Source organism: Sulfitobacter litoralis, from assembly GCF_900103185.1.
Lineage (GTDB): Bacteria > Pseudomonadota > Alphaproteobacteria > Rhodobacterales > Rhodobacteraceae > Sulfitobacter > Sulfitobacter litoralis.
In genome coordinates this window covers 68,942-85,900 of record NZ_FNJD01000008.1, presented here as the reverse complement: position 1 = coordinate 85,900, position 16,959 = coordinate 68,942, and the positions used below count along the sequence as shown (strand labels likewise).

General features: G+C 60.0%; 13 protein-coding genes. 8 read left to right on the top strand and 5 right to left on the bottom strand.

The features are described 5' to 3' along the window. Positions 1 to 144: 144 nt before the first annotated feature. From BLQ98_RS08490 to BLQ98_RS08475, 4 genes are all read right to left on the bottom strand, one after another. Positions 145 to 3,258, bottom strand: coding sequence for an efflux RND transporter permease subunit (locus BLQ98_RS08490; protein ID WP_093732919.1), 3,114 nt, complete (start codon positions 3,256 to 3,258; stop codon positions 145 to 147). A 21-nt stretch (positions 3,259 to 3,279) separates the two neighbouring features. Continuing rightward, a complete protein-coding gene (locus tag BLQ98_RS08485; protein WP_093732918.1) occupies positions 3,280 to 4,446 on the bottom strand; it encodes an efflux RND transporter periplasmic adaptor subunit in 1,167 nt (388 codons plus the stop codon). 73 nt (positions 4,447 to 4,519) lie between these two features. Next, positions 4,520 to 5,788 (bottom strand): multidrug effflux MFS transporter, encoded by a 1,269-nt coding sequence (locus BLQ98_RS08480; RefSeq protein WP_093732917.1) that lies wholly within the window; start codon positions 5,786 to 5,788, stop codon positions 4,520 to 4,522. Continuing rightward, positions 5,785 to 6,258 carry a MarR family winged helix-turn-helix transcriptional regulator gene (locus BLQ98_RS08475; protein ID WP_093732916.1) on the bottom strand — a complete coding sequence of 158 codons (474 nt, stop codon included), beginning with the start codon at positions 6,256 to 6,258 and terminating at the stop codon, positions 5,785 to 5,787. The genes BLQ98_RS08480 and BLQ98_RS08475 overlap by 4 nt, the downstream gene beginning before the upstream one ends. A gap of 411 nt (positions 6,259 to 6,669) precedes the next feature. Here BLQ98_RS08475 and BLQ98_RS08470 point away from each other — a divergent pair, with 411 nt between their 5' ends. The 8 genes from BLQ98_RS08470 to BLQ98_RS08435 all read left to right on the top strand — a co-directional run bounded on the left by BLQ98_RS08470 (position 6,670) and on the right by BLQ98_RS08435 (position 15,607). Continuing rightward, positions 6,670 to 7,653, top strand: a complete 984-nt coding sequence (locus tag BLQ98_RS08470; protein ID WP_093732915.1) for a response regulator — start codon at positions 6,670 to 6,672, stop codon at positions 7,651 to 7,653. Then, entirely contained in the window at positions 7,653 to 8,024 is a 372-nt protein-coding gene (locus BLQ98_RS08465) for an Hpt domain-containing protein (RefSeq protein ID WP_093732914.1), read from the top strand. The genes BLQ98_RS08470 and BLQ98_RS08465 overlap by 1 nt, the downstream gene beginning before the upstream one ends. Positions 8,025 to 8,195: 171 nt before the next feature. Next, the gene (locus BLQ98_RS08460; protein WP_093732913.1) at positions 8,196 to 9,476 is read left to right on the top strand and encodes a flavin-dependent oxidoreductase; all 1,281 of its coding nucleotides are present in this window, start codon (positions 8,196 to 8,198) and stop codon (positions 9,474 to 9,476) included. Positions 9,477 to 9,677: 201 nt separating this feature from the next. Beyond that, positions 9,678 to 10,937: an imelysin family protein gene (locus BLQ98_RS08455; protein WP_093732912.1), complete on the top strand. Its 1,260-nt coding sequence runs from the start codon at positions 9,678 to 9,680 to the stop codon at positions 10,935 to 10,937. A 68-nt stretch (positions 10,938 to 11,005) separates the two neighbouring features. Continuing rightward, positions 11,006 to 11,980 (top strand): hypothetical protein, encoded by a 975-nt coding sequence (locus BLQ98_RS08450; RefSeq protein WP_244148396.1) that lies wholly within the window; start codon positions 11,006 to 11,008, stop codon positions 11,978 to 11,980. Positions 11,981 to 12,038: 58 nt separating this feature from the next. Further along, entirely contained in the window at positions 12,039 to 13,535 is a 1,497-nt protein-coding gene (locus tag BLQ98_RS08445; protein ID WP_093732910.1) for a di-heme oxidoreductase family protein, read from the top strand. Position 13,536: 1 nt separating this feature from the next. Then, positions 13,537 to 14,553: an imelysin family protein gene (locus tag BLQ98_RS08440; protein WP_093732909.1), complete on the top strand. Its 1,017-nt coding sequence runs from the start codon at positions 13,537 to 13,539 to the stop codon at positions 14,551 to 14,553. 4 nt (positions 14,554 to 14,557) lie between these two features. Next, positions 14,558 to 15,607 (top strand): DUF1513 domain-containing protein, encoded by a 1,050-nt coding sequence (locus BLQ98_RS08435; RefSeq protein WP_093732908.1) that lies wholly within the window; start codon positions 14,558 to 14,560, stop codon positions 15,605 to 15,607. Positions 15,608 to 15,617: 10 nt separating this feature from the next. Here the strand turns inward: BLQ98_RS08435 and BLQ98_RS08430 are convergent, their stop codons facing one another. Further along, positions 15,618 to 16,598 carry a hypothetical protein gene (locus tag BLQ98_RS08430; RefSeq protein ID WP_093732907.1) on the bottom strand — a complete coding sequence of 327 codons (981 nt, stop codon included), beginning with the start codon at positions 16,596 to 16,598 and terminating at the stop codon, positions 15,618 to 15,620. Between the last annotated feature and the right edge of the window lie 361 nt (positions 16,599 to 16,959).

The window sequence follows — 16,959 nt, the reverse complement described above, 5'->3', positions numbered from 1 at the left end:
TGTTGGCGAATGGCGTGGAATTCTGATGCTTCCCTTGGAGAGGCGAGCTAGCCCGCGAAACCGCGGGGTCAATGACCCGACATGCCAAAGGCGGAGATAATGTAAAGCTACCTCCGCCAGATTTTCATCACTGGTGATGCGGGCTTAATCGTTGGTGGTCTTGGCCGGATCCTTGCCGGTGAAACGCGCCACCATGGCAAAGAAATAGGGCACGAACAGCACACCCAGAACGGTCGCGGCAATCGTACCGGCCAGCACACCGGCCCCAATCGCCGTACGCCCGCCAGACCCGGCACCCGTGCTAAGAACCAGCGGCAAGACCCCCAATGAAAACGCCATAGAGGTCATGATGATCGGGCGGAACCGCTGCCGTGCTGCATCAATGGCGGCGTCAAAAACGCTCTCGCCTTCTCGGCGTCTGTCACGGGCAAACTCGACGATCAGGATCGCGTTTTTGCCCGTCAGACCCACGACGGTCAACAGCCCCACCTGAAAGAAGACGCCATTTTCGAACCCGCCCAGATACGCACCGGTCAACGTCCCAAGGATACCGATCGGCATCGCGAGCATCACCGCAAAGGGGATCGACCAGCTTTCATATAGCGCGGCCAGCGCAAGGAAAATCGCTGCCAGCGACAGACCATACAGCAGCGGTGCCTGATTGCCGCTTTCTTGTTCTTCCAACGACAGACCCGTCCACGCGATCTGGAAACCTGGGGGCAACTGCGTCACCAGACGTTCCAGCTCTGCGATGGCTTCGCCCGTGCTGACCCCCGGCGCGGGGGACCCCTGAATTTGCATCGCGGGGATGCCGTTATAGCGGTTCACCCCCTGCGGCCCGTAAGCCCAGCTTCCTTCGGCAAAGTTCGAGAAGGGCACCAACCCGCCGCTGTCATTGCGCACGCGCCATTTCTCAAGATCCGAAGGCACCGCCCGCGCCGCGGCCTCGCCCTGCACATAGACCCGCTTGATCCGCCCTTCATCGACAAAGTCATTCACATAGCGACCCGCCCAAGCGATGGTCAGTAGCGTGCCCACATCCGTGGCGCTGACCCCCATCGCCCCGGCACGGCGCCAGTCGATATCCAGATTGAACTGCGCCGCATCCTCTAGCCCGCTGGGGCGGGCGGAGGCGATGAGCGGGCTTTGCGCCGCCATTCCCAACAGCTGGTTACGCGCCTCTAGCAATTGCTCGTGGCTTTGCCCGCCGCGCCCTTGCAGATAGAAATCAAAGCCGGATACATTGCCAAGCTGGCTGACCGAGGGTGGCACAATGGGAAACACCATTGCGTCCTGAATTTGGCTGAATGCACCAAACGCCCGACCGGCCACCGCCTGCACGCTTTGCGCGGCTGCGGTGCGTTCCTCCCAGTCTTTTAGCCGTACAAAGACCAGACCAAGGTTTTGCCCTTGGCCCGCAAAGCTGAAGCCAACCACGCCGAACACGGATTCAACGACGTCACTCTCGTTTTCCAGATAGTAGTTTTCGACCTGCTTGATGACCTCGAGCGTGCGTTCCGCCGTCGCCCCCGTGGGCGCCTGCACCAGCGTGAACAGCGTGCCCTGATCCTCGGCGGGCAGAAACCCTGCGGGCGTGCGCATGAACAAGAACACCATCGCCGCGATGATCGCCAGATAGACCAGCCCGACCCGCAGCGGACGGCGCACCAGCCAGCCCACCGTGCCAGTGTACCCACCAAGCGTCTTGTCAAAACCGCGGTTGAACAGGCCGAAGAACCCGCGCCGCTTCTCGTGGCTGCCCTGCCTAAGCAGTGACGCACAGAGCGCCGGCGTTAGCGTCAGGGCCACCACCACCGACAATGTCATGGCCGAGATGATGGTGATCGAGAACTGCTTGTAGATCACCCCCGTCGAGCCGGGGAAAAACGCCATCGGCACGAAAACCGCAGACAAAACCACAGCGATGCCGATCAAGGCACCGGTGATCTGGTCCATCGATTTGCGCGTCGCTTCCAGCGGACCGATGTGTTCCTGTTCCATGATGCGTTCGACATTTTCGACGACAACAATCGCGTCATCCACCAACAGACCAATCGCCAGCACCATGCCCAACATCGTCAGCGTGTTGATCGAAAACCCAAAGGCCGCCAGCACGCCGAATGTCCCCAGCAACACGACCGGCACAGCAAGCGTCGGAATCAGCGTGGCGCGAATGTTCTGCAAGAACAGATACATAACGATGAACACCAACACGATCGCCTCGATCAGGGTCTTGATCACCTCTTCGATAGAGATTTTGACGAAAGGCGTTGTATCGAAGGGAACAACATAGCTGACCCCGTCGGGGAAGAACGCCGACAGTTCCTCGATCCGCTGTTCGACGGCAGCAGCCGTATCCAGTGCGTTGGCACCGGGGGCGAGGCTGACCGCCATGCCGGTCGCGGCATTGCGGTTATAGCGCGAGATTGTGGCATAGCTTTCCGCACCGATCTCTACCCGCGCAACATCATTCAGCAGCACCAGCCCGCCGTCGGTTTCCGCACGCAGCACGATTTGGCGGAAATCCTCGGGACTGGTCAGCAGGGATTGTGCCGTGATCGTCGCGTTCAGCGCCTGCCCTTCGACCGCGGGGCGGCTGCCAAAAGACCCCGCCGAAATCTGCGCGTTCTCGGCCGAAACGGCGGCGACGATGTCGGATGGGGTCAGCTCGAACGCGGCGAGCTTTACAGGGTCAAGCCAGATGCGCATGGCGTATTGCGCCCCGAACACCTGCACGCTGCCCACGCCTTCGACGCGGCTGATCTCGTTCACCAGATTGGATTGCATGTAGTCGCCAAGATCGGTGGCATCATATTGGCCGTTCTCGCCAATCAGCCCGATCACCATCAAGAATCCGGCAGAGGATTTTTGCACCGTGATGCCCTGACGCTGCACCGGTTCTGGCAACAACGCAGAGGCTTGCGACAGTTTGTTTTGCACCTGTACCTGCGCGATATCGACATCGGTGCCGGTCTCGAAGGTCAGCGTGATGCTGGCACCGCCGGCGCTGGTGGATGACGACGAGATATAGCGCAGCCCGTCCAGACCGGTCATCTGCTGTTCAATCACCTGCGTCACCGTATTGGCCACCGTCTGCGCCGAGGCCCCGGGATAGGACGCACGCACGGCCACGGAGGGCGGCGCGATCTGCGGATATTGCGCCACGGGGAGGGTGAGGATCGACAAAACGCCGATACCCATGATGAAAATTGAAATGACCCACGCAAAGATAGGGCGGTCAATAAAGAAACGGGCCATGCAAAACGCTCCGGCTTTTGGTTATTCGGCGGGTGCCGGTGCGGTGTCCCTGGACGTGGTGTCGGGGGCGGTTTGTTCTTGGGGCGTGACAGTGGCACCAGGGGCAGCCTTTTGCAGGCCCATCACGATTACACGGTCCCCCGCCGATAGGCCCTCGCTCACGATCCAGTCCGATCCACGGTCCTGTAGCACCGTCAGCAGGCGCTGTTCGACCACATTGTCGGCGTTGACCACCATCGCCAGCGGCTGCCCACGACGGTCGCGGCTCACGGCCTCTTGCGGGACAAGAAACGCACCCTTGGCGATCCCTGTCGGCATTTCAACGCGAACATACATCCCGGGCAGCAGCAGGCGGTCAGGGTTGGCAAACCCCATTCGTAGAACGACCACGCCGGTTTGCTGGTCGACGTCCGGCTCGGCCGCGTTCAACGTGCCGGTCTGGTCGTAGATACTGCCATCCGCCAGCGTTAGCTTGACCTCGCGCGGGGTGTCGCCCAGCCGTTTTTCCGCATTGCCGCGCCGCCAATCAAGCAGTTCTGCAGCCGATTGCGTCACATCGACATAAACGGGGTCAATGTTGCGAATGATAGCGAGAGGGCTGGCTTGGCTGTTGGTCACCAGCGCACCGGGGCTGGTCAGCGACCGCCCGATCTCGCCTGACAGGCGGGCACGGACCTGCGTGTGGTCCAGTTCGATCTGGGCCGATTGCAACCCAGCTTGCGCCGCCTGCAGCGACGCCGCCGCGCCGTCCCGTGCTGCGACCGCCGCATCAAGCGCCTGATCGCTGGCCACATTGCGCGACGACAGTTCCTCGAAGCGCTTGGCCTCTCGATCTGCTGACCGGGCTTGCGCCTGAGCCTGCGCGACCGAGGCCTGCGCCTGTGCCACCGCTGCCTCATAAGCGATTGGGTCAATGGTGAAAAGGACATCGCCTTCTGCCACAGGCTCGCCTTCGGTAAATAGACGTTTGGTGACGATCCCAGCCACTTGCGGCCGCACCTCGGCCTCGGCAGAGGCCACAACGCGTCCCGGTAAAGTGGTGGCCAGCTGCACGTCCTGCGGTTGCATGGTCATAACGGTGACAGCGGCGGGTGGACGCTCTGCCTGCTGTGCCACTGCGGGGACAGACACCGCACAAATAGCCGTTGCAAGAACTGCGTGGCGCAGCCCGGAAATCAAGGAATTCATTCTGACGATCCTGTCTTTTCAATTCATATCTTAAATCGCACCAGAGGTGCCGGTCTCTGGGAGGCGACGTGCCCTATTTTTCTGGCGCAGTTACCGGCGCTTGGGCGGCGACCTTGGGCCCGCAGGTCGCGCGTGTCGCCGCTGGTCCCGTCGGTGACGCCGGCGGCTGTAGCTTGCGATACATCAGAAAGGATATGCAGGCCATAGCCCCCATCATCGGGATTAGTATCGCCATCGCCAAAAGGGCATTGCCCATCATCGCCCCGATTGACCCAACAAGCAGGCCCGAGCCCATCTGGATAAAGCCCAGCATCGACGCAGCTGCCCCCGCCGACCGCCCAAACGGGGCCAGCGCTGCGGTGGACATCGCCGGCATCACAAAGGCGATCCCAAAAGAATAGGTCGCCACGGGCACCATCACATGCAAGAAACTGGGCGGCCATAGCAGCAGCGTCAAAGTCCCAAGACTGCCCAAGGCCACGAACACAAGCCCCGGCCCGACAAGCCGGTTTGCCGAAAAACGGCCCATCAACTGGCGCACCAAAAGCGACGCCGCAAAAAAGCTGCCCGATTGCGCCAGCATAGAGGCGCCGAACTGCGCCGGTGTCAGCCCGACCTCGTCCATCAGGATGAACGGCAGGAATGTCGCCTGCGCATACAGCGCGCCAAGGGCCCCGCCCATGACTAAGGCGGCCGTCATAAACTGGGGATTGCCAAGCAAGGACTTGTAGGTCCGTCCGAGCGCTTTGAAATTCAACCGTGACGGGTCAGCGGTCACGGTCTCCTTCATCGAGAACAACGCCACCCAAATCACAAGAAAACCGATCAGGGTCATAAGCAGGAAAATCGACTGCCACCCGAAGAGGGGCAACATCAGACCACCGATCGTAGGTGCCAGCGCCGGCCCGAGCGCTAGAATAATGCCGATCAGGTTCATGATCCGCGAGGATTGGTCGTCGGTGAATAGATCACGCACCAATGCTCGTGAAATCGCGATCCCCGCCGAGGCTCCTATCCCTTGCAAGAAGCGCGCGCCCATCAGGACTTCGACCGTGGGCGACAGGGTCGCCGCGACACTGGCCACACAATATAGTGCCATAAATGCAATCGTAATTGGGCGTCGACCAAGCGCATCTGACAGCGGCCCTGCAATCAATTGCGCACAGGCGAAACCACCGAAATACAGGGTCAACGTCAGCTTGATTGCGGATTCCGTCGTCTCGAACACGCGCACCAGCTCTGTCATCGCTGGCGTATATAGCGCCATCGACACAGGCCCGATTGCCACCAGCAAGGCGCCAATCATGCTGACCCGTCGTTCCGACATAATAGGGGATGTCATTTTGCGCCCTCGGTCTTGCAAGAAACCCCGCGCAAGGCGGCCAGATTTTGCCGCAGGGTCAGCGCGGTTTGATGAAAGGTCTGCCATTGCTCTTGGGTCAGCCCGTCCGAGATGATGGCCTCTACGCGCTCGCCAATCTGTGCGATTTGCGACAGAACGTCATTGGCCTGCGGGGTGAGCGACGCGATCTTGGCACGGCGGTCGTTTGGATCAGCGGTGCGGGCAATCAGCTCTGCTGCCTCGAGGCGATCCAGAAACCCTGTGAGGCTCATCGGGGTCATCCCCAGACTTTCTGCCAGCATATGCTGTCGCGTAGCACCACACCGCGCCATATGCGCCAGCACACGGGCCTCTGCCGCCGTAACCGCCAGTTCAGCTGCGTCAATCTCGCGCTCGAACACACCCCTGGTAAGACGACCAAGGTCGCTGATAAGGAAACCAAAGCTATCGGGGTTGATGGTGGTACGCATGTTGTGTCCGCTTATAATATGTTTACCTTATTATATAGCGCACTGATGCATATCGCTCCAAGTGTCAATTCGACTATCTCTACAAAAAAACGTGAGCCCGCCAGCCTGATGCCCGTCTTTCCGGCAGAGTTGTCGATGATAATGATGCACGCTTTACGTGCGCGATTCCGTGTTGCCGATTCCCCTTTTAACCCAGGCCGGCGCTTGGCCATCTATGTGACTTCCACGCGCATCTGCGTTTCCGTCCAATGCTGCATCGCCCTTATTAAATAGGTAAAAGGAAATTTGAATTGGATTAAATGCCTAAGTATTAAACCGAGATCGCCCCAATTATGACAAGTTTCGCCATCAGATTGAATGCAACAGAAACAGCCATACCGAGCTGTTGCGGAAAAGTAGTTAGGCAAACAAATGAAAATTCTGGCGGTAGATGACGACCCAATCATCCTAGAGCTTTTGTCGCATTTCATTGAAGGCATGACCGATCACACGCTGGTCACGGCCGAATGCGCAGCCGATGCCCTGCAGGTGATCAAGGATAACGCCCGCGCGCCGTTTGACAGCTTCCTACTTGATATCCAGATGCCTGTCACCGACGGCATCGAGCTGGCCAGCCAGATCCGTTCAATGAAGCAATACATCGAAGCGCCGATCTTGATGCTGACCGCGATGTCCGAAAAGTCTTACATCGACGCTGCCTTCTCTGCGGGTGCAACGGACTATGTGACCAAACCATTCGAGATGACCGAGCTTAAGGCGCGCCTGTCACTGGTTGAACGTGCGGTCGAAGGATTGGCCACGCGCACCAGCAAGATTTTCGCCGCCAAAGCGGTCACCCATCACAACGGCAAGCCTGAGCGTGCGGTGCAGCTGCACGAACCGATGGCGATCCACGATGTGAATAACCTCATCGAATTCATGGCGCTTGAAAACTACGTGCAGCAGCTGTCGCGCAGCGATCTGTTCGGGTCGATCTGCTTTGCCTTTAATATCCGCGATGTCGAACATTTCCACGGCAGCATGTCGAACTTCGAATTCTGTAGCATGCTCAGCGATGTCGGAGAGATTATTTCCGACACGCTCGACGGGTGCCAGTTCCTGATGTCCTATGCCGGCGGTGGCACTTTTGTGTGCATCACCGAAAGCGGATGGCGCCCCGATCCCAGACTTTTGGCAAATGATATCAACATTTCGCTGGCAAAAACCGAATTGTTCGATAACCGTGGAGAGCATATCAACCCGCGTATCTGTGCCGGTAAGGCTGTGCGTTTGATGTGGAAGACGAATTCGTCGGTTATGGATGCGCTGTCAGAGGCACATGTCTCTGCAGAAGAAGCCACAGCCAACTACCAAAAGGTCCAGAACGACTTTTGGAATGTAGGGAGGACGGCGTGATGCACCAGAAATTGGAGCTACCGGGAATCGAGCGTATCCGCGCGCGGTTCCTCGAAATGCTAGAGCAGCGGCAACGTGCACTGGCCGAACACGCGCTGGCCGCATGGGAGGGGACCTCCTTGCAGGATATCAATGACAACCTGACCGAAGCCCGCCGAATCCTGCACCAGATCGCCGGCACCGCCGGTTCTTTGGGGTTCGACGATCTGGGCACCATCGCGCGCGACAACGAGGTCGCGATTGACACGCATCTTGATGGCCCCAGCGGCAAGATCGCCAGCTGCCCGACCGAGATTATCTTTGGGCTGGATGATTTCCTCAAAAGCTCGGAAGCGTTGATTGCTGAACAGGCCACGCTCGAATCCGCCTAGCGCGGTCTTTGGCCACCGACGCCTAGGGCCATGCGCCGTTGCAGTGTCTCGCACTCCGGCCTGACGGGGGTCAGCCCTCAGTTTCTTGCGACATTCCATTGATTTTCAGCAGTCGATAAAGGACGTTCGTCGCAGTACGAAACGCCCCTCAGTCGAAAGTGGACCTGTCCTATGACCCAACCCCATATCCTGATCGCAGGCGGCGGAATCGGCGGCCTTGCACTGGCCCTCTCGCTGCATCAACTTGGCGTGCGCTGCACGGTATATGAACAGGTCCGCGCCCTGAAACCTCTGGGTGTGGGGATCAACATCCAACCCAATGCCGTGCGCGAACTTTTTGATCTAGGGCTCACCCCCGCCCAGCTGGACAAGATCGGTGTGCCGGCACGCGAATGGGCGCTGGTCGGACAAAAGGGGCAAGAGATTTACGCCGAACCGCGCGGCACTGACGCGGGGTACCGCTGGCCGCAATATGCCGCACATCGGGGCCAGCTGCATATGCTGCTGTATCAAACGCTGGTGGACCGCGCCGGCCCAGAGGCGGTGCAACTGGGAGCCAAGATCAGCGGATACAGCATCCTGCCAGAGGGCGGCGTGACCGCGACCATCGACCATACCGACGGATCACACTCCATTGCCGAGGGCACGTTGCTGATTGGCGCGGACGGAATCCACTCTGCCGTGCGCGCGCAGATGCATCCGCACCAGCCGCCGATCCACTGGGGCGGCGCGTTGATGTGGCGCGGCACGTCGCGGGCGAAACCGGTGCGTACGGGGTCTTCGTTTGTCGGGCTTGGCGATCACCGTCAGCGCATGGTGATCTATCCGATTTCAGCACCCGACGCTGACGGCTTTGCCACGATCAACTGGATCGCCGAGGTAACGCTGGATGAAACCGAGGCGCGCAAAAGCGGTTGGTACAAGCCCGCGCAGCTGTCCGATTTTGCGCATCATTTCGACGGCTGGACCTACGATTGGCTTGACGTGCCTGCCCTGCTGCGCGGCGCATCCGAGATATACGAGAACCCGATGATCGACCGTGATCCCGTGTCGACTTGGGTTGACGGTCCGGTCGCCCTGATCGGGGACGCCGCTCATGCGATGTATCCCACAGGATCAAACGGCGCGAGCCAAGCGATCATGGACGCCCGAAACCTATGTGCACTTATGGTAAAGCAAGGCGTCACACCCGCCGCGCTGCGCAGCTTTGATGACACCTATTGCGGGCCTATTTCCGACCTCATCCTACGCAACAGGGGGGCGGGCCCGTTCGGGTTGTTGAACATGGTAAATGACCGCTGCGGCGGGACGTTCGACCGCATCGACGATGTCATACCTGCCGCGGAGCGGTCCGCGTATATGGCACAGTACAAAACCGCTGCCGGCTTTGCAGTTGACGCCCTGAACGCCGCTGACCCGACGCTGCCGCAAGGCGCACGGTTGGTGGTCTAAGGCTCTGGGACCATCGCATATTTTTTGTGCGATGCCGAAAACGTGAGCGGGAAAAATTTTAACTTACTAAAATTGTCGGGTTGACCTTTCACGCGATATTCTTCAGGTGCTGCGCATGATTTCCATGCCTCCGGCAGTGCCCGTCGACCCGCTTTCGTCGGCAGCATCCGCAGGCGCGATCCGTCAAAAGGAACCGACCGTATGACCCGCAGTCTGATGACCTCTGTGCTTGCATTGACCTTGGCCTCCCCCGCCCTCGCGGTAGAGAAAGCCGACGTGATCGACACATACGCCGACATCGCCGAAGCCGCGTACGGCGACAGTCTGATCACCGCCCAAGCGCTGGTCGACGCCGTGGATGCCCTGATTGCAGAGCCGTCCGCCGACACAATGCAAGCCGCCCGCACAGCTTGGCTGGCGGCGCGGGTGCCCTACCAGCAGACCGAAGCCTACCGTTTCGGCAACCCCATCGTGGACGATTGGGAAGGCAAGCTGAACGCCTGGCCGCTGGACGAAGGTCTGATCGACTATGTTGACGCATCCTATGGCGGGGCCACTGACGAAAACGCCGCCGCGGCGCTGAACGTCATCGCGAACCCCACCTTCACGCTGTCGGGAACAGAGGTAGACGCCAGCACAATCACACCTGAATTCCTCGCTGAGACATTGCACGAAGCCGACGGCAACGAGGCTAACGTTGCTTCGGGCTATCACGCGGTTGAATTCTTGCTGTGGGGGCAGGATCTGAACGGCACGAAACATGGTGCCGGTGCGCGGGACTGGACCGATTATGCCTCGGGCGATGATTGCACCAACGACAACTGCGACCGCCGCGGTCAATACCTGAAGGCGGCAGCCGATCTGATCGTGTCAGATCTGGAGTATATGGTCGCACAATGGGCCGAAGGCGGTGCCGCACGCAGCACCCTGACCGGAAACGAAGACGGCGCGATCTCGGCGATGCTGACCGGTATGGGGTCGCTGTCTTACGGCGAACTTGCGGGCGAACGGATGCGCCTTGGTCTGATGCTGAACGACCCCGAAGAAGAGCAAGACTGCTTTTCGGACAACACTCACAACAGCCACTATTACGACGGTTTGGGCATTCAAAACGTGTACCTTGGTGCCTATGCACGCACCGATGGCACGTTGGTCACCGGCCCGTCACTGTCCGATCTGGTCGCCGCCGAGAACGCCGATCTTGATGCGGAAATGCAGCTGAACCTGTCGACCACCATGCGCAAGCTTGGCCAGATGAAGACCGCCGCCGAAGCAGGCATGTCCTATGACCAGATGATGGCCCGCGGCAACAAGGGCGGCGAAGCTTTGGTTATGGGTGGGGTGAACGCCCTGATCGCCCAGACCAAGACCATCGAACGCGTCGTCGCCACCCTGGGCGTGGATGACGTGGCGATTGAAGGCTCCGACAGCCTCGACAGCCCCGGTGCGGTTTTCGAATAATACACGATTTTCATGAGCTCCTCCTCCCACTGAAAGTAAACGACAATGAAGAAACTACCGGTTGCGCTTTGGCGCTGACCGGTGCCACTCCCCTTTTGGCACAAGAACAGGCTTTTGTCTGGGGCGGTGAATTCGAAATCGGCGTCGACAGCACGGTTAAATCCGATGATCCCGCAGCCGAACTGACCGATAACTACGCAAGCCTTTCGCTGGCGTTCGAAGCGGGCGTTGCAAACAGCATCACGCTGTTTGGTGAAGTGAGCCTGGAAAGCGTCACAGACGCCGCAGACACCCGCCATCTCGACGATCTGGGTCTCTATGTGAACGAACTGGGGCTGCGCTTTGATCTGGCCGCAGGCGAATTGAGCGTCGGTAAAGTCAGCCCGACCTTTGCCGCTGCATGGGATGCAGCCCCTGGGTTCTACGGCACATCGCTGGCCGAAGACTATGAACTGTCCGAAGTCATCGGTGCGACCTTTGACATGCCTGTCGCCGCATCGGGCGGGCTTTTGTCCTTTGCCCTATTCTATGCTGACGACACTGCCTTTAGCGACTCGCTGGGGACCAAACGCGGCCGCAACACCACCGCCGACGGCGGCGCGGGCAACACCGGCAAGCTGAATAACGTCGCACTGCAATACACGCAAGAGATGGGCGACACGACCTATTGGGTTGGCGCACGCTTCCTGACCGCAGGCGAAAGCGATCTGTCCGACGAAAAAGGGGCCGTGATCGGTATGGCGCATGACTTTGGCAACGGGTTCGACCTGATCGCCGAAGTTGCCTATTTCGGCGGGTTTGCCGGCACGGGCGAGGATTCCACCTATGCGACTTTGGGCGGGTCTTACGTTCAGGGGCCGTGGGCCTATTCAGCCAGCTATACCGGCATCGACAACACCGCGAACGGTTACGACGATTTGATCACGGTGGGCGTAGACTATACGTTCGAGAATGATATGTCGCTCGGTGGTGGCGTCGGTTTCTACGATGTAGGCGGCGATGACTTTACCACTGTCGGTGCATCCTTGGTGATCCCATTCTAATTAAGAGATAGGGCAGATTATGCATTTCCTCCGGTCTTTTATCCCTCAGGCCTTGGTTATGTCCCTGCCCCTATTGAGCGGTCCGGTCTACGCCGGGCCGCTTGATGAACCCCATCTAGATATCATCCCGCGTACCGCTGATGAAACGGCACGTATCTCCGATGTAACCGCCCTTCCCGACAGTTTTGACGCCCCCAGCCCGTTCGAGGTGAACAGCGCCGGTGCCGCCACCGTGCGTCCGCGCATGAACGCTGATGCGTTCTCGCAAGCGTCAGGGAATATGTCGTTCGAGGACGAGCTGACCTTCAAGCTGGGCAACGGGCTGTTTCGCAAGCTCTGGGTATCTTCGCCATCGTCGACACTGGCCTCTGACGGGCTGGGGCCGTTATTCAATGCGCGATCCTGCCAAAGCTGCCACATCAAGGACGGGCGCGGCCACCCGCCCGAAGGCCCCGACGACAGCGCCATTTCAATGTTTCTGCGCGTATCCATTCCGGGCACCGAAGACGCCGGTAATATCAAAGAGATCGAAGGCTATCTGGCCACCCTTGCCGAACCGACCTACGGCACCCAGATGCAGGATTTCGCCGTATCGGGGCACAACGCCGAATACCGTTTGCAGGTTGAGTATACCGAGTTTCCCGTGACGCTGTCGGGCGGTCAGACGGTATCGCTGCGGCACCCGACCTATACCGCGGCGGATCTGGGCTATGGGCCGCTGCATCCCGACGCGATGCTGTCGCCCCGCGTGACACCGCAGATGATCGGGCTTGGCCTTCTGGAAGCGATCCCTGCGGCGGATATTTTAGCACTGGCAGACCCGAATGATGCGGATAGGGATGGAATTTCGGGCCGCGCCAACATCGTCTGGTCGCAGGAATACAACATGCCAATGTTGGGTCGCTTTGGCTTAAAGGCGGGCATGCCCACGATCCGCGAGCAATCGGCAGGCGCCTTTGCCGGCGATATCGGAATCTCTAACCCGATCTTCGGCGACCCGTTCGGCGATTGTTCGACCATTCAGGATGCCTGCGTGAATGCACCCCATGGTGCTGGCGATGTGCGCGGGTTCGAGATTGATGCCAAAGGCCTGGACCTGGTCACCTTCTACAGCCGGAACCTTGCCGTGCCCGCCCGCCGCGACGCGGACGCCCCCGAGGTGCTGCGCGGCAAACAGGTGTTTTATGAGACGGGGTGCGCCGCGTGTCACCAGCCCAGTTTTGTCACCCACCGTCTGAACGACCAGCCGGAACAAAGCTTTCAGCTGATCTGGCCCTATACTGACATGCTGCTGCACGACATGGGCGAAGGTCTGGCCGATCACCGCCCAGAGGCTCGCGCCACCGGCACCGAATGGCGCACCGCCCCGCTTTGGGGGATCGGCATGACCGAAACTGTGTCAGGCCATACCCAATTTCTGCATGACGGGCGCGCGCGGTCGCTGCTTGAGGCTGTGCTTTGGCATGGCGGAGAGGCAGAGCCCGCAAAGGATCGCGTCATTGACATGCCTCCCGCCGATCGAGAAGCTTTGATCCACTATCTGGAAAGTCTGTAAAATGAAAAATCTGGTCCTCGCTCTTGGTTTTATCTGCGCACCATTGGGCGCTGCGGCCGATGTAGCTACCGCGATGTTGCGCGATGTGGTCGATCACCACATCCTGCCGCGCTATAGCACCTTGGCTGAACGCGCAGATGCGCTGGCGGACGCCGCCGAACAGAACTGCGCGCCCGATGCTGCGGCGTTGCGCGATACCTACCACAGCGCCTTTGACGCGTGGATTGCTGTGAGCCACCTGCGCTTTGGTCCCTCCGAGGTCGACAACCGCGCCTTTGCGCTGGCGTTTTGGCCCGATAGCCGCGGTGCGACACCGAAAACACTGGCCGCCTTGATCGCAGATGCCGATCCCGTGGGCACCAATCCGCAAGCCTATGCCGATGTCTCCATTGCGGGGCGCGGGTTCTATGCGCTCGAATTTCTACTTTTTGACGAACAGATCAGCACCTCGGGCGATGCGACCTATCGCTGTGACTTGGTGCAAACGGTGACCGCCGATATCGCCACGCAGTCCCATGCCATTCTGGACGGATGGACGACAGGCTATGCCGACGCCGTCGCCGCCCCGTCCGAGGGCGGTCCCTACCGTAGCACCGAAGAAGCCGCGCAAGAGCTTTATAAAGCGCTGAACCTCGGGCTGGAGTTTACCGCAGACACGCGCATCGGGCGCCCGATGGGAAGCTTTGACCGCCCCCGCCCAAAACGCGCAGAGGCGTGGCGGTCAGGCCGGTCCTTACGCAATGTCGAGGTCGCGCTGGTGTCGTTGCAGGATCTGGCGCGGCGGTTGGCGGCCGGAAGCGACGCCGTTGTTGCCAGCTTTGACGATCGGTTTGACGACGCGCTGAAAGTTGCAGGCGACTTGGACGACCCGGTATTTGCGGGCACCGCCACACCGCAATCGCGCCTTAGGGTAGAGGTGCTGCAACAGTCCGTTGCGGCGATCCGCGAGGTGGCACGCGACGATCTGGGCCCGCAACTAGGGGTCGCATCGGGTTTTAACGCATTGGACGGAGACTGATACCGTGACCAACCGCCGCCATTTTATCGCAGGGATGCTGGCAACGGGGCTGGTCCCCGCGCCCACTTGGGCCGATGCGGGGGGACCCGCCTATCTCGCGGCTGCAGGCCTGAGCGATGGCAGCTTTGTGCTGTGTGGGATCGATGCCGCTCTTGAGGTGTTGTTCCAGCTTCCCTTGCCTGGTCGCGGCCACGCGGCTGCGGCACATCCTTCCAAACCCCAAGCCGTTGCCTTTGCACGGCGCCCCGGGAATTTCGCGCTGGTGATCGACTGCATCACGGGGCGTGTCACGGCCACACTGCACGCACCGCAAGGCCGGCATTTCTACGGTCACGGTGTCTTTTCTGCCGACGGGAGCCTGCTGTACACAACAGAAAACGACTATGCCAACGGCATTGGGCGCATTGGCGTCTGGGACGCCGCACTTGACTATGTGCGGGTGGATGAATTCGCCAGTGGCGGGGTTGGTCCCCACGACATTAAACGTCTGCCCGGGGGCGACACGCTGGTCGTAGCGAACGGCGGGATTGATACGCACCCCGATTCAGGTCGGGCCAAGCTGAACATCCCCACGATGCGGCCAAACCTCACCTATATCAACGGCCGGCGCATATCAGAGCAGGTCGAACTGCCCCCAGAGATGCACCGTAATTCGATCCGGCATCTGGCTGTCGGATCCGATGGGCAGGTCGCGTTTGGCATGCAGTGGCAGGGGGACGGCGATGCGCCCGCGCTTGTGGCTTTGCACCGGCAAGGGTCTGCACCGCTGCTGCTGGAGGCGGCCGAGGACATGCACGGCTATATAGGCAGCATCGCGCTGTCTGACGACGGCGCCGAAATCGCAGTGACCTCCCCGCGGGCGGGATTGGTCCAGATGTTTGATGCAACCCGCGCGACCTATGGCCGGAGCATTGCGTTGACCGATGTATGTGGCGTGGCGGCGGCCTCTGATGATTTCATCGTGACCAGCGGCACCGGTATCTTGCAACGTCTGTCGGGCCGTCGGACGCCGGAACGACCGTTGATGTGGGACAATCATCTGGTGCGGCTCTAGCCCACGGGTCCTAGATGTATCGGCGGCGGGATTCCCCATGGGGAACCACAGAGCTAGAGGTCGCGCCCCATAGCAGCGCGTCCAATGTTGCGGGCCCCATCTGCTCCGCCATTGCGCTCACGACGCCAGAGCTTACGCCAGCAAGAAAAGTCACAAGCTCGTTCAGGGTCAATTCCTCAAGCAGCAGCTTGAGGGTACCTGCACCGACATTGCACAACACCTCGTCCAGTTCTTCGGGTTCGAGCACATTAAGCAAGCGCGTCGCGGCGGGGGTGTTGAGGTTGGCCAGCAACACCGCAGCGCTGCCGACACCAAAAGCGCGGTCAAATTCATCGGTGCCAAGCGCAGTCACGAAGGCCTCGATCTCGGCTGAAGTCGCGTTGTTGAGCGCATCGGCGAGTTTGAAGGCCGTCTGCCCTGGGGCAGAAAAATCGAACACCGCATCAATCAGCTGCTCCGAGACGGCGGCGGCACCGACGAATACTGCGCGGGCGCCGTTCTCCATCGTGATGATGACATCCCCGTCGCGCAGACCACAAGCCCCCGCGAGGCTCATGGCAGCGCGCAGATCGGCGCGGGAGGGAAACTGACCCAGGAAGGTGATCGCATCCCCGCGCGCGAGGTCAAGGTCGCTGACGACGATATGCGTGTCGGAGGGTATCACGATAAAGTCTGGCACGGGGGCGGTCACTTCCTCCTGGGTCAATTCGGGGTGTGCGGCACGGGGCCTGGCCCAGATATCGCCCACATGAGAGCAGCCGGAGTTGATCTGGATTGTCTGCGTCGGATCTGCGTCCGTTGGCATGACATAACGGGCGCAACGCATCCGGTCTGCCGCGAGTTTAAGCGCGGTGTTATCGGCGGTGATGTCCAGAACCGAGGCTGATGCGTTTCCAGAAACATGGATGCCAAGTAAGGTGCCCAGTACCGCATCGCGCAGGGAGGCCGTGTTGGCACGTGGAGCCCGTTCTAGAAATGTTGCATTTGCCATCGTCTTCACCTTGGGTTTGCCTCAGCCACCGGTTGTAGCCGTTAAGATCAAATTAACTTTAAATGTGAGGGGCGTCGCGGGCCTAGGTGGGTAGACCAAGCTCGCTTGCGGTTATGTCACTATGCAAAGGGATAGGTTCAGGCGTTTGCACCGCAAGATCCATCCTGCGTTGTACAGGGCACCGGAGTTTACCATTGCCAACGCAGCCCGCCCCGCCTAGCCTTTTGGAAATTGCAAAACAGCGCCCAATCAACGAGGCACAGCAAAAAATGCAGTTAAAGCAGTAGTGAAGGAAAAGTTTCAAGCGAGGCAGATGATGCCATGTTCTGCATCAGATGCTGCGGGAACGCGGGGGAATCGT

Excerpts from the sequence above, each read along its gene's own strand:
- BLQ98_RS08440 (WP_093732909.1), top strand. The coding sequence starts at position 13,537 with ATGAAAAATCTGGTCCTCGCTCTTGGTTTTATCTGCGCACCATTGGGC.
- BLQ98_RS08465 (WP_093732914.1), top strand. The coding sequence starts at position 7,653 with ATGCACCAGAAATTGGAGCTACCGGGAATCGAGCGTATCCGCGCGCGG.
- BLQ98_RS08485 (WP_093732918.1), bottom strand. The coding sequence starts at position 4,446 with ATGAATTCCTTGATTTCCGGGCTGCGCCACGCAGTTCTTGCAACGGCT.
- BLQ98_RS08455 (WP_093732912.1), top strand. The coding sequence starts at position 9,678 with ATGACCCGCAGTCTGATGACCTCTGTGCTTGCATTGACCTTGGCCTCC.
- BLQ98_RS08475 (WP_093732916.1), bottom strand. The coding sequence starts at position 6,258 with ATGCGTACCACCATCAACCCCGATAGCTTTGGTTTCCTTATCAGCGAC.
- BLQ98_RS08430 (WP_093732907.1), bottom strand. The coding sequence starts at position 16,598 with ATGGCAAATGCAACATTTCTAGAACGGGCTCCACGTGCCAACACGGCC.
- BLQ98_RS08480 (WP_093732917.1), bottom strand. The coding sequence starts at position 5,788 with ATGACATCCCCTATTATGTCGGAACGACGGGTCAGCATGATTGGCGCC.
- BLQ98_RS08490 (WP_093732919.1), bottom strand. The coding sequence starts at position 3,258 with ATGGCCCGTTTCTTTATTGACCGCCCTATCTTTGCGTGGGTCATTTCA.
- BLQ98_RS08445 (WP_093732910.1), top strand. The coding sequence starts at position 12,039 with ATGTCCCTGCCCCTATTGAGCGGTCCGGTCTACGCCGGGCCGCTTGAT.
- BLQ98_RS08470 (WP_093732915.1), top strand. The coding sequence starts at position 6,670 with ATGAAAATTCTGGCGGTAGATGACGACCCAATCATCCTAGAGCTTTTG.
- BLQ98_RS08460 (WP_093732913.1), top strand. The coding sequence starts at position 8,196 with ATGACCCAACCCCATATCCTGATCGCAGGCGGCGGAATCGGCGGCCTT.